A 13233-nucleotide genomic window follows, 5' to 3' on the forward strand; every position below is an offset into this window, starting at 1 on the left:
TAGTCGAGGAAAATATCCAAGTCCGGTTTGGCATCGCCGGGCGGCTCCACGGCTTTTTCAGAAAGATGCACGGTGCGATCGACATTCGTGAACGTGCCAGTTTTCTCGCCCCAGGTTGCCGCTGGCAACACCACGTCGGCCAGTTGTGCTGTTTCAGTTAAGAAGATGTCCTGGACGACCAACATGAGATTGTCTTTTGATAATAATGCCCGGATGCGGGCCAACTCAGGCAATGAGACCGCGGGATTTGTCCCACTGACCCACAACTGGCGGATCGAGCCTTCTTCCACATAGCGCATCATTTGCATCAAGTGCGTTGGAGCCGAATAGTGCGGAATATCGTCCATATGGATGTTCCATATCCGAGCAAGGTCTGCAATGTGATCAGGATTATGCCAGTTTCGAAAGCCAGGCAGATCTCCGTCTGCCCCGCATTCGCGAGTATTCTGTGCGGTCGGTTGACCATTCATCTGATAAATTCCGCACCCGGGCTTGCCCAACATCCCACGGATGAGATTGAGGTTGTTGACCTGCACTGCGGCCGCGGTAGCCTGGTGCGATTGATAAAAACCCTGCAAGACGGTCGACACCAACCGTTGTGCATGTCCCAGGATGCTAGCTGCTTCACGAATCTCTTCGACTGGGACATCACAGATTTCGGCGGCACGCTCCGGCGGATACTCTTTCACCAGTTTGGAAAGTTCAGCAAAGCCGATCAGATGAGCATCGATGTAGTCTCGATCGATCCACTCATTGGCGATCATTTCATGCAATAGGGCATTCATCAGCGCCACGTTGGTGCCCGGACGCGGGGCCAAGTGCACGGTGGCATGCCGCGCCACCGGGGTTGGCCGTGGATCAACACAGATGATCTTCGGCGGGTCATCTCCAGCGAGCCGGTCTAGCATCCGCATCCACAAAACACTTTGGGTTTCAGCAACATTATGCCCGAACAGTGCAATGACATCGGCGTGATCGATATCGGTATACGATCCGGGCTGCCCATCGCTTCCGAAGGTCTCCTTGAGGGCAGCCGCGGCGGTGGCCGTGCACAAGCGAGTGTTTCCATCCAGGTGGTTGGTCCCGATGCCACCATGAGCAATGGCGGCCAGCGTGTAGTACTCTTCAGCAAATAACTGGCCGGTGGTATAAAAACCCACCGCACTGGGACCCTGCTCATCGAGCAACTGTTTGGTGGTATCGACAATCCGGTCCATGGCAGTATCCCAATCAGTTTCCACCAGTTTGCCGTCTTGACGAATCAGTGGAGTCGTGAGTCGATCTTTTGACCCATTGGCCTGCCATCCATAGACATCTTTGGTATCTAACCTGCCGTGATTGACTCGGTCCACGGCCCGACCGCGCACGCCAACAATGCGTTCATCTTTGACAGCAATATCCAAGGCATCGCCGTTAGAGTGCAGAACGGAAGCCGACTGCACCCACCGATCCACGTCGTCTTCTGTGAGTCCTTCAGCCAGGTGTGCATCGACCCGAACGGGCCAGCTTGTCCCGGCGTCATACGGTGTGCGTTCGCCCCACACTGAGGTAATTCGGTCAATGGTCATTGCGATTATTTCCCGTCAGTATGCGGTGGGGTGTTGATTGTTGCCAGTCAGCTGGCTTTCTTTTTGGATTTCTTGGAACCTGATTTTTTGGTTTTGCGTGACGTATTCACCGACTGTCGCAGTGCTTCCATCAGGTCCACAACTTCGCCACCGGTTTCTTCATCTTCTTGCTCATCTGGGAAGGTTTTTTCCAGATCCACCGCCTCGCCGGCTTCGATCTTTGCGTCAATAAGCTTGCGTAACTCGACTTGATAGTCGTCTTCGAATTCTGCTGGTTCAAAGTCCTGCGAATAGGACTCCACCAGAGTCGCAGCCATGTCCAGTTCCTTCTTGCCGATTTTGGCTTTGGAATTGACACCTTTAAAATCCACGTCTCGAATCTCATCTGCCCAGCGCAGGGTTTGGATCATCAACATTTTGCCGCAGGTCCGCAAAATGGCCAGCCGGGTTCGAGTACGCAGCGTAATTTTCACGATCGCCGTCCGATCAGTGTCCTCGAGCGTTTGCCGCAATAACAGATACGCCTTCGGGGTCTTGGAGGTGGGCTCTAAGAAATAGGACTTTTCGAGCATGATCGAATCGATCTGATCGGATGGGACAAACTGCAAAACCTCAATGTCGTCATCATCCTCGGCCGGTAACGCCTCAATGTCTTGCTTGGTGATGATCACCCGGTGATCGCCGTCGTCATACGCTTTTTCAATGTCGGAGTATTCAACAATCTCGCCGCAGACTTCGCAGCGGCGTTGATACCGGATGCGCCCGCCGTCTTTATCATGCACCTGATGCATGTCGACGTCGTGACTCTCAGTGGCGGAGTACAACTTAACGGGCACGTTCACGAGTCCAAAGGCGATGGAACCTGACCAGATTGCTCTCATGGCCCCATTAAAACCCACGGAATGTCGCCTGGCTAGAGGGGGAAACTCAAACTGGAGTCCCTATGCGCAGCCCGGGTGGCTCCGGTAGCATGCACGGCACAGGAGGTCTGCATGTCTCGCGACGAACAGCACGTCTCAATTGACGGCCACCGATTGACCCTGACAAATCTCAATAAGGTCTACTACCCGCAAACCGGCACGACCAAGGGTGAAGTCCTAGATTATTATGCCCGGATCGCACCGGTTTTTATTCGGCATGCCGCAGATCGGATTGCCACCCGCAAGCGCTGGGTCGACGGCGTGGGTACTCCCGAGAATCCGGGCAAAGTGTTCTTTGAAAAAGACCTGCCCGACCATGCACCAGACTGGATTGCCACCCGCAAAATCCAGCACAGTACCGGAATAAAGCGCTACCCGTTGGTCCAAGATCAGGCCACGCTGATGTATCTGGCGCAGCTGGGGTCATTAGAACTACATATCCCCCAGTGGCGGGCGCTGCCAGCGGACTCGGATCCGGGCACGATCACCTCAGATGCACGCCACCCCGACCGCATGGTCTTCGACCTGGACCCCGGTGCGGGTCGCGGATTGGCCGACTGTATTGAGGTCGCCCATCTGATCCGGGAGTTACTCAATGGCATGGGCTTGGCTGCCTACCCGTTGACCAGCGGATCCAAGGGCGTGCACGTATATGCGCCGTTGGATGGTTCTGCCACCTGTCAGCAGGTATCGGATGTTGCCAAGGAGCTGGCACGCAGCCTCGAAGCTGATTATCCTCAGCTGATCGTGTCCAAAATGAAGAAGAAACTGCGCAAGAATAAGGTGTTCATCGACTGGTCACAAAACGCCGCAGCCAAGACCACGGTTGCACCATATTCACTGCGGGGCCGCTTCCTGCCAACCGTTGCCGCCCCGAGAACCTGGGACGAGTTGGCAGACCCTGGGACTGTTGAACATCTGCGCTTCGAAGAGGTCCTGGAACGCCTGGAGGATCTTGGTGATCTGCTGGAACCACTGGCCCAACGTGCCGGAGCATCGGATGCAGCCTCGGTGACCGACGCCGCCCCGGCCGAGACGCCCAAGGATCGATTGGCCACCTACCGGTCCAAGCGTGACCCAAAGGACACCCCCGAACCGGTGCCGGAGCATCACGGCAGCAGTAGCGATGAGCTCACCTTTGTGATCCAGGAACATCATGCGCGTGCCCTGCACTGGGATTTTCGACTCGAATACGACGGCGTTCTGGTGTCCTGGGCACTGCCCAAAGGACCACCCACGGACCCGCAGCATAACCATCTAGCAATCCAAACCGAAGATCACCCCATGGAATATGCCACCTTCGAAGGCACCATCCCCAAAGGCGAGTACGGCGGTGGTGAGGTGACCATTTGGGATTCAGGCACCTATGAGCTCAAAAAATGGCGCGACGGCAAGGAAATCACCGCGGTGCTGCATGGCCAACCCGACGGTGGTCTGGGTGGCATCAAAGAATTTGCGCTGTTCAATACCGGCAAGCACGGGCCAAATGAGGATCCCGCCAAAAACTGGATGATCCATCTCAAAGAAGATCTCAAAGAAGATTCCACCGACGACGCCGTTGAACCAGCAGACTATTCACCCATGTTAGCAACCATCGGTGAGGTCCAGACGGTCGAACACGATGAGCACAAGTGGGCGTTTGAAATGAAATGGGATGGCATTCGTGCCATCGCCACCGTTCGTGCTGCTACTAAAGATTCGCCCGGTGCCGTAACGCTCACCAGTCGCAATTCCATCGATATCACGGAGCGGTACCCAGAACTTGCCGAACTTGCTGCATGTGTCACCACCGACTGTGTGCTCGATGGGGAAATCGTTGCATTCGGACCGTCGGGACGACCGGAATTTGGCAGACTCCAACAACGCATGGGGCTGAAGAAACGCTCCGATATTGAGAAGCAACGTGCCAAGACGCCGGTGTATTTGATGGTCTTCGACCTCTTGGAAGTCGACGGCGAATCATTACTGCGCGTTGATTATGAGCACCGTCGGAAGCGGTTATTCGAAGTGGTCTCAGAAGGTGAGCAGGTGTATGTGCCGGAGGCCTTTGATGGCTCGGTTGCAGATGCCATGGCGTCTAGTAAACAGCTGAAGCTGGAAGGGGTCATGGCCAAAAAGAAGACCAGTGTTTATATGCCGGGCAAGCGCACCAAAACCTGGCTCAAGCTCAAACACGCTGCTACCCGCGAAGTGCTCATTATCGGTTGGCGCACCGGTAATGGCGGCCGCGCTCAAACCTTGGGTTCGTTGCTCGTGGGTGCACACGGGCCTGATGGTCTGGTCTATTTGGGCCGGGTTGGCACCGGATTTGATCATGACCAGTTGGAAATGCTGCGCGAGAAGCTGGATGCGATGCAGCGCAAAACACCACCGGCAGAGGTTCCTGCCGAACAACGCAAAGACGCCCATTGGGTGACCCCCAAACTTGTGGGTGAGGTGGAATTCGGAGGTATCACCGAAGCGGGTCGCTTACGCCATCCCGTGTGGCGGGGACTCCGCGACGACATCGATCCTGAGGATGTCACGATATAGCCACCGGAAATTGTGGGCTTCGCATTCGTACATCATCGACCAGCACATTCCCGAGCGCATTGAATTATTCGTCGGGGCTGCTGCTATCCGCTGAAGCAGCCGATTCAATGGCCGCGCGTTGTTTGCCGGCTTTGAGCTGCTTAGATTTGCGCTCTGGTTTTGTGTTGAGTTCAGCAAACAGCTCGGGCAGTTCATACCACTGTGGAAGTTGTCCAAACGTTTCTTGGGTTTGTGCCACCACCTGCCGAGCCAGGGCACGATTGGCAAACCCGCCAATGCCAGCGCCAATACCAAACGGTACGAGGCGACCAAAGAAACGCAGCGTCTCACCGCGCAACAGAGTTTTCATGAATCGGTTGGCCAAAGTATTAAATGCTCGTTCGGTGATGCCAGAGATTCCCGAGGCGATCCAGGCGGTAGGACCCAGTGTCCCAAAGCGCGTACCTGGTTGTGCGTTGGCGGCCTGTTTGAGGAGTTCACGACCTTCTTCGCCCAATAGGATCGTCATGACCAGTGCCTTGGATTCTTGAGAATCCTTGGTGTCCAGTCCAGCAAGCTCCGCTACCGACTGTGCATACAGTGCCGTAAATTCCAAGAAACCCAGTGCTGCGCCAAAGGACGCGCCAAGGCTGGCAGCCGTACCAATTCCGGGCACACCGCCTACCCCACCGGCTGCGGCACCAGTTGTGGTCAGTGATGCGATGTAGCGCCGAGACAGCCGGTCGGCCAGTTCACCAGGACTATCCTGTGGGTACTTCTTGGTCAATCGTCGTAATTCTGCAATCACCAGCGGGCGCTGCACACTCATGGCCCCAAGAACAGCACGTTGAAATGCCGGTGTGGGGCGGCCTTGCGAATCAACTGCTTTGCCCAGTATTTTTTGCGCATTGCGGGCGGCTTTATCGCGTCGGGATCTCTTGGTTTTGGTGTTTTTGGGTGTTGGAATTTCGTTATTGTCCGGCAAAATCAGCTCACATTCTGTATGAGAAACGGCGTGATGGCCGAGGTGGTTTTAGCCTCAACGAATTGGGTGTGAGTTGTCAACCAATGTTTTGCGAATTCAGCGGAGGGGTGGTCTGGTTCCTCACCGAAGGTGATCCATAAAACCCGCTTTAATTGGGCGCCGTGTTCAGGCGTATCAAGTGCTGCCAGCATCGGGTTATCAATCACGTAACCATTGAGGCCAATAACGCCGCTGAAGGCTTCGGGGCGTACTCGTAGCAACGTGGTGGCCAGTGCTGCTCCTTGGCCAATGCCGATGGCCTGGATGCTGGTGTAGGAAGTGGTGCCGTATTCGTCGTCGTCAACAGCATCAAAGACTCGGTGGGCTGCCGAGAGGAGTTCTGGGAAGTTGGGGTTTTGGTGGTCTTGGCTGGTGAACCAGTTGTGTCCGAAGGCAGCGTTGAAGCCAGCTTGGAGTGCCAGGCCGGTGGTCTCGGTGGGTAAATGACAGAAGTAGTGTTCGGCGACGGTTTCTGGGGTGGAGCCGGCGTCGTGAAAGATGAGCACCAGCTTGGTGGTGCGCTGGTGTTGGGGCAGGGACCAGATGGCTCGGTGGCCGGTGGCAAGCGTTTCTGGGTACATGCCATTACTCTAGTCAAGCTGCGGTCAAAAAGTGGATGAGAATGCCCACACCGAAGACTGCGATGGCTGTGATGATGCAGCCGAGTTCCACCAGCATGCCGATGCCCATTGCTTTGAGTGCTTCAAGCGAGGACCGCAAGGCGGCCACAGCATCTCGGCGTCGGTAGTATTCGGCACCGAATAGGCCAAGGGCAAAGCCGATGAAGATGCCGAAGAATGGGATGATGAACAGTCCGACGATCGCGGCGGCTGTTGCGATCAGGATGGGGGTGTTGGGGATGCGTTCCCGGCGCATTGTGCGCCCGGTCAGGACCAGGGAGGCGCTCCAGCCCACCAGCGCCAAGGCGGCGGCGATGATTCCGGTTGCCCAGGAGGCGGTGGAGCCGATGATCCAGGCCCAAGCGATCATGGTGATGATGGCGACCGGTGAGCCGGGCAGTATGGGAAAGATGATCCCGGCCAGGGCGACGAACATCAGGAGGGCTGCAATGACTGTGACAATGGCTTCCACAGTGTCAGATTACTTGCCGATGGCGATGTCTGCCCAGACCATGTGGTGTGGGTTGTCGCTGGATTGGATACCGAAGTGACCGCGGTAGACGTCATTATGTGCGGTACCGGTTTCCAGTACGCCAGCGTCGGTCACCGACAGGTCAGCACCGGGCAGGACGTAGTCAGCGCGGTAGGTTTGCCCCTCAGTGTCTGGGACTGGTGCCGTATGATATTCGGCGTCAGGGTTATTGGGTAGTACGCCGCGACCTAGGGCAGTGGGTGGCAGGGTGCGTTCTTGTTGCGGGTCAACAATGGTTTCGGATTGCAGCAGTTCGGAGATGGCTGCTGGTTCGGCGGGGCCGTGGCCTTGCGGATCGGCTTTTAGTGAGCCTGCGATGACGAATGCTGCATTATCTTCTAGTGGGCCTCGGTTGCCGCGGTGATCCAAGATGTAGTTGGTGTCGGATTCCAGATAGTCTTGCCAGAACCGAATTTGGTCGCTGTTGCGGGCCTGTGCGTGCGGGGTGGCGGAGACATCTTCAGTTGCTGATGCCAGCACGTGGAGGATTTCGCCGTCAATTTCAATGGGGACATCCCAGTGGGCGACCGATGATAGTGGCAGAATGTCGCGTTCCAGTTCCGTGAAGTCTGCTGGAATGCTGTTGTCTGGCACACTGCTCCATGGCAAGGAAGAGAAGTCTCGGATGCGGGCGGTGTCGATGGGGTACTTGGAGTACACGATCATAGATGACTGGCCAGGGAAGTCCCCGTAGCCCAGGGCGTCACCTGGTCCGCCGATCGTGCCATCACGGTCAAGGTCAGCACCAGATTCCACCCCGGCGTTGCTCTGATCGGTGTAGAAATATGGGTAGGTGACGCCGGTCCTATCGTCGCTCCCCACAGCCAGATAGTTGGTGTTAAAAGCTTGTGCCAGCTTCGCGCCGGCGTCAGTGTCAATACCAGTCAGCACGAGAACGTCTGGTCGAACGGTTTGAATGATTCGCGCCACTTCGGTGGCATCTTCGGTGCCGGGAGCTGATAGCTCTTCGAAGAGTTCCCCCGCGGAGTCACGGCTCAGTGCTGCGTTATAAGTCGCCACACGCAACGAGTTATCTTGTGTGCCTTTCAATACTGGCACGCTGTCAACTGGCAGAACCTGTTCAGTGGATTCGGCCACAGCCGGCTGGTCACTCAACATGTCTTGGACACCATCTGCGATAACTTCAGATCCCGGCCGCGGACAATATCCAAGGTCAGATCCCGAGCTAGTGTCGTCTGCTGTCGCTACCTGATTTGGAGTCGCAAAACTCAGCGCAAGACATCCGGCCGCAGCCGCGATGAGCGCTGATTTTTGCACTCGAAAAACAGGGCGATTTTTATGCACAACGGTTAGCATAGACGCGAAACGACCGCGACAAAAGCGGCGGTGAGGTCCTCGAAACTTACTCAAAAACCGTCCTATCCCATACATCCGCGTGGTTATGCCGATCGGGCCGGTTACCGTGTGCTACAGCTCATTGTTACGCTACATATTCTTGATCAGACTGTGATCATTCCGTAACCTGAGCCCACCGTTTGCTCACTCAGCTCATCAAGATTCGCCCCTGACCAGGCCATTTACTGTGACGCACATCACGCATATTGCTGGTCAATGTCCTGGATTTTCCACCCAGTTGCTCGGTGAAACCTCTAGAGCATCCCGACAGAACAGCCTACTGAGGAATTTCGTTGGACAAAGCAACTTTTGACGATGACACCGAGCAAGAAAATCATTCTGACTGGGCGTTATTCTGGCCTGACTTCACCTTCGTGCTGCTCACGCACCCGCGCCTGATGCTGATCCACAACTTCACGACTCAAACGCGCTGCACTGACCGTCATACCGATCGTCGCACCGATAATGAGCAGAATGGCCAAACTTCTCAGCACCCCGAAAGTTTGATCAAGCAGCACCCAACCGATGAGAGCCGCAAAGACCGGCTCAAGGCTCAGCAGGATAGAAAATGCGTTTCGCGGTATGCGGCGCAATGCGGCCATCTCAAAGGAAACCGGAATCACCGTGGACAGCACGGCCATCAACAAGGCCAACCAGTAGATCTCCGGGGCGAGGAACAATTCCACCATGCCACTAAACCCAACGGGCAACAACACAATTGCCGCCACGATGGTGGCCACCGGCAGTGCCTCAAGCCCAGCCAGCTGCCGCCCGATTCGCGCACTGAACAGAATATAAAACGCCCAGGATACCCCCGCGAGCACAGCAAATAGCATGCCAAGCCAATCGAAGGTGACATCTGCCGACAGGGACTCAACCCCCAGCACCAGCAGGCCAAGCCCAGCCATACCAACCCAGATGAGGTCGCGCCGACTCGTGGACAGGATCACCGCCAGCGCCAGCGGTCCAACAAACTCAATAGCCACCGCCACGCCCAGCGGGATACGCTCCACCGCGGCATAGAAGAAGCCGTTGAGCCCGGCCAGCGTAATACCGAACAGCACGACATCACGCCAGGCGGTTGTACTCCATCGCCACGGTGTAGGACGTGCCAACAGGATCAAGAACACAGAGGCGAGGATAAGGCGTAGCGTAGAAACACCCCATGCCCCGCCAATGGGGAACAGGTGGGTGGCAACGGCCGCACCAAGCGGTAATGCCAGGGTTGCAGCCATCACCAAGATCACACCGGTTATTGATATCCCGCGGGCGCGATTCCCCAACGAGTTCCTCCTTGAATGCTTAGCGGCGCATTACCACCCGCGTTCTGCCAGGCGGTGTGGTGCCGGAATTTCGGATACGCTCAGACCCACCATGGCATCACCAATGCCGCGAGAGGCATCGGTAATAGCTTGCGGGTCGTTGTAATTTTTGACGGCGCTGACAATAGCCTTTGCGCGCGCAGTGGGGTTATCGGAGTGGAAAATACCAGAGCCAACAAACACACCATCGGCGCCCATTTGCATCATCATCGCCGCATCGGCCGGGGTTGCGATACCACCGGCAGTAAATAGTCCAACTGGCAGCTTACCCTCTTTGGCAATCTGCTTCACAAGCTCATAGGGTGCTTGGAGTTCTTTGGCAGCGACGAATAATTCGTTTTCATCCAGAGACGTCAGGGCTGCGATTTCGGCATTCAGAGTACGAATGTGTTTCATTGCCTCTGAGACGTCGCCGGTACCAGCTTCGCCCTTAGAGCGAATCATGGCGGCACCTTCGGTGATACGCCGCAGCGCTTCGCCCAGATTGGTTGCACCGCAAACAAATGGGGTTTCGAAATCCCACTTATTCACGTGGTGTACATAGTCGGCTGGTGACAACACCTCGGACTCGTCAATGAAGTCCACCCCGAGGGTTTCCAGAATTTGCGCTTCAACGAAGTGGCCGATGCGAACCTTGGCCATGACCGGAACATCCACGGCCTCGATGATCGATTCGATCAACTCCGGTGCCGAACTGCGAGCAATCCCACCTTCGGCGCGAATATCGGCGGGCACACGTTCCAGTGCCATCACTGCGGTCGCGCCAGCGTCTTGCGCAATGCGGGCTTGTTCTGCGGTGACCACATCCATAATCACTCCCCCGCGGAATTGATCGGTCAGTCCTGTTTTTACGGTGGTTTGCGCGCTCATAGCATCCTTTCGTCTTTGGCCTAGGCCATACTTTTGACCTAGGCCAAAGATTAGCTTAAGTTACCGGCAAAACCTAGCTGAACCGCAACACAACTTCCCTAGCCCAGACTTCCTGGGATTATGGAACTATGCACAAGGAGTCAACGGCTGCCACACCACCCATGGATCGTCGCCAAGAAATCCGGGCCGGCCTGAAGCTCGGTATCGGCCCTGGCCTCGGCCTGTTTCCAATGGGCCTGGCCTTAGGATTGCTGGCAGCCCAATCAGGGTTACCCGGTTGGGCCGTGCCCGCCCTGTCGATTTTTGGCTACGCCGGCTCCCTGGAATTCCTCATGATCGATCTATTGATGACTGGCACCGGACTGCTGACCATCGCCGTCACCACATTTTTTGTGAACTTCCGTCACGTCTTCTACGCGTTTTCTTTCCCGCTGCACGTCGTGAAAAACCCGATCGCGAAGTTCTACTCGATGCACGCGCTCATTGACGAGGCCTACGCCGTGGCAGCAGCACATCCCACGGGGTGGACAGGGCCACGCCTGATAGCCATGCAAATCTCTATGCAGCTCTATTGGGTTGGCGGCGGCATCGTAGGCGTCCTGGTCGCCTGGGCCATCCCCGGCACGATCGAAGGCTTAGACTTCGCACTGCTGGCACTATTCATCACCCTGACCCTGGATGCCGTTCGCACGCGTGAGCAACTACCCTCCCTGATCATCGCAACACTGGCCTTCTTCGCGGCCTTATGCATTGCCCCCGACCAAATCATCTTCGCCGGCATGATCATCTTCATGGCACTACTGACCATCCGGTACTACACGGCAAAACGAAAGGGTGGGCTCTATGACCATGCTGGCAACTAGCACTCCCACCCCGCCGGCCACGTGGTACATCCTTGCCGCCGTGGCGACCATGTTCGTGGTCACCTTCGCACTGCGGGCCCTGCCATTTGCCATCCTGGCCAAACTCCGCGACTCGAAATTCGTCAACATCATGGCCCTGTGGATGCCCGCCGGAATCCTTGGGCTGCTGGCCATCGTGATCTTCTATTCCACCGCAGCCGATCCTGCCACGGTGCTATGGAAATTACTCGTCGCCGTGGCAGTGACCATCGCATCGCACTTGAGCTTAGGACGACGTACGCTCGTCTCCATCGGATTAGGGACCGTGACCTACGTCGTATTGGTCAATTTCATAGCATAAATGTTGTCCAACTAACTTCGAAGTCCACGGGTTATGACTACACTTAGCCAAAGCTAAACCGGAAGGACATCGATGCGCAATATCACCCCCTGGCGACTGGCCGTACCTTCCTTATTTTTCATGGCCTGGGGTGGCAACCACTTCACACCGCTACTACCGCTCTACCACGACGTGGCCGACCTCATCCCCTGGCAAACCAATATGCTGCTGGGCACCTACGTCTTCGGGCTGATCCCCGGCCTACTCGTTGCTGCCGCGCTTTCTGATGTGTACGGACGTAAACCCATCGCACTGGCCGGGCTCATCTCCTCGGGGATCGGCAACCTGCTCATCCTCCTGGGACCAGCCTCACTGTCCATGCTCTACACCGGCCGGTTTTTCGCCGGCCTTGCGGTTGGCATAGGCATGTCCGTGGGAACCTCGTGGATCAAAGAGCTCTCGTCTCCCGACTGGGACCCCAAGACAACCGTCGGCGCGGGAGCCCGGCGTCCATCACTGACCATGACATTAGGGTTCGGTATGGGAGCCGCCGTCACCGGTGTGCTAGCCCAATGGGCGCCGAGTCCCACCCGTATTCCGTTCATCGTTACCATCACCCTGGTAGTCCTAACTATCATCCCCACGGCATTTACCCCCGAAACCGTGGGCCCGAACGCGCGCCAACTGCCACCACAGACTTCTTGGGTCGGGCAGCTGCACACCCCCAGTGCCGCGCACCCTGATTTCCTAATCAAGGTCGCCACCGCTGCACCGTGGGTATTCGGCACCGGCGGTATTGCTTATGGTTTGATGCCGCAAATCATGGCCGAAACCACCGGAGACTTCACAACTCTCTACGCCACCACCCTCGCAGTGCTCACACTTGGTGTTGGCGCATTCGTTCAACCCTTTGCCCAGAAACTTGACCGCAAACTCAACGGCCGAGGTTTGCCATTGGGGCTGGCGCTCGTCGTCATTGGAATATGCACAGCCGCCCTGGCAGCACTGCACGCCGGACCGATCACCGGCATCATTGCAGCCATCGTGCTTGGTCTTGCCTACGGCACGGTATTGGTCACCGGACTAACACGCGTTCAGAAGATTGCCCCACCACACGAACTAGCTGGCCTGACCGGGATTTTCTACGCCGTGACCTACATTGGCTTCCTCTTCCCAACCGTGATTGCCGCGCTGTTGCCACTCATGCCGTACAGCACCACGCTGTTGGTCTTTGCTGGACTCGCCCTGATATCGATGCTCATTGCGTTCGGGCGCATCCGGCGAGTTCGCGGACCCTGGAATAACGGCCGCGAGTAGTCCCCTAACCG

12 protein-coding genes are annotated in these 13233 nt (G+C 56.6%); 4 read left to right on the forward strand and 8 right to left on the reverse strand.

Annotated features, from left to right (window positions below):
* Both K8V32_RS00005 and ku read right to left on the reverse strand, forming a co-directional pair.
* The coding region (locus tag K8V32_RS00005) for a molybdopterin-dependent oxidoreductase (protein ID WP_303901071.1) at positions 1-1568 on the reverse strand (1568 nt) is incomplete at its 3' end.
* A 47-nt stretch (positions 1569-1615) separates the two neighbouring features.
* Positions 1616-2449 (reverse strand): non-homologous end joining protein Ku, encoded by an 834-nt coding sequence (ku, locus tag K8V32_RS00010; protein ID WP_303901073.1) that lies wholly within the window; start codon positions 2447-2449, stop codon positions 1616-1618.
* A 111-nt stretch (positions 2450-2560) separates the two neighbouring features.
* Here ku and K8V32_RS00015 point away from each other — a divergent pair, with 111 nt between their 5' ends.
* Positions 2561-5020, forward strand: a complete 2460-nt coding sequence (locus K8V32_RS00015; RefSeq protein ID WP_303901075.1) for an ATP-dependent DNA ligase — start codon at positions 2561-2563, stop codon at positions 5018-5020.
* 64 nt (positions 5021-5084) lie between these two features.
* Here the strand turns inward: K8V32_RS00015 and K8V32_RS00020 are convergent, their stop codons facing one another.
* From K8V32_RS00020 to pdxS, 6 genes are all read right to left on the reverse strand, one after another.
* On the reverse strand, positions 5085-5984 hold the full coding sequence (locus K8V32_RS00020; protein WP_303901077.1) for a hypothetical protein: 900 nt from the start codon (positions 5982-5984) through the stop codon (positions 5085-5087).
* A gap of 2 nt (positions 5985-5986) precedes the next feature.
* Positions 5987-6604, reverse strand: a complete 618-nt coding sequence (locus K8V32_RS00025) for an alpha/beta hydrolase (RefSeq protein WP_303901079.1) — start codon at positions 6602-6604, stop codon at positions 5987-5989.
* A gap of 13 nt (positions 6605-6617) precedes the next feature.
* Positions 6618-7115, reverse strand: a complete 498-nt coding sequence (locus K8V32_RS00030) for a DUF456 domain-containing protein (protein ID WP_303901081.1) — start codon at positions 7113-7115, stop codon at positions 6618-6620.
* Between the two features lie 9 nt (positions 7116-7124).
* Positions 7125-8480 (reverse strand): endonuclease/exonuclease/phosphatase family protein, encoded by a 1356-nt coding sequence (locus tag K8V32_RS00035; protein ID WP_303901083.1) that lies wholly within the window; start codon positions 8478-8480, stop codon positions 7125-7127.
* A 401-nt stretch (positions 8481-8881) separates the two neighbouring features.
* On the reverse strand, positions 8882-9814 hold the full coding sequence (locus tag K8V32_RS00040) for an EamA family transporter (protein WP_303901085.1): 933 nt from the start codon (positions 9812-9814) through the stop codon (positions 8882-8884).
* Positions 9815-9844: 30 nt separating this feature from the next.
* Positions 9845-10723: a pyridoxal 5'-phosphate synthase lyase subunit PdxS gene (pdxS, locus tag K8V32_RS00045; RefSeq protein WP_303901087.1), complete on the reverse strand. Its 879-nt coding sequence runs from the start codon at positions 10721-10723 to the stop codon at positions 9845-9847.
* A 128-nt stretch (positions 10724-10851) separates the two neighbouring features.
* Between pdxS and K8V32_RS00050 the strand changes: the two genes are divergently transcribed.
* The 3 genes from K8V32_RS00050 (at position 10852) to K8V32_RS00060 (ending at position 13222) form a co-directional block, all read left to right on the forward strand.
* The gene (locus K8V32_RS00050) at positions 10852-11586 is read left to right on the forward strand and encodes an AzlC family ABC transporter permease (RefSeq protein WP_303901089.1); all 735 of its coding nucleotides are present in this window, start codon (positions 10852-10854) and stop codon (positions 11584-11586) included.
* Positions 11573-11926 carry a branched-chain amino acid transport AzlD family protein gene (locus K8V32_RS00055; RefSeq protein WP_303901091.1) on the forward strand — a complete coding sequence of 118 codons (354 nt, stop codon included), beginning with the start codon at positions 11573-11575 and terminating at the stop codon, positions 11924-11926. The genes K8V32_RS00050 and K8V32_RS00055 overlap by 14 nt, the downstream gene beginning before the upstream one ends.
* Before the next feature lie 72 nt (positions 11927-11998).
* Positions 11999-13222 (forward strand): MFS transporter, encoded by a 1224-nt coding sequence (locus K8V32_RS00060; RefSeq protein ID WP_303901093.1) that lies wholly within the window; start codon positions 11999-12001, stop codon positions 13220-13222.
* Positions 13223-13233 lie beyond the last annotated feature (11 nt).

The organism is Enteractinococcus helveticum (assembly GCF_020742345.1).
In the GTDB taxonomy this organism is placed as follows: domain Bacteria; phylum Actinomycetota; class Actinomycetes; order Actinomycetales; family Micrococcaceae; genus Yaniella; species Yaniella helvetica_A.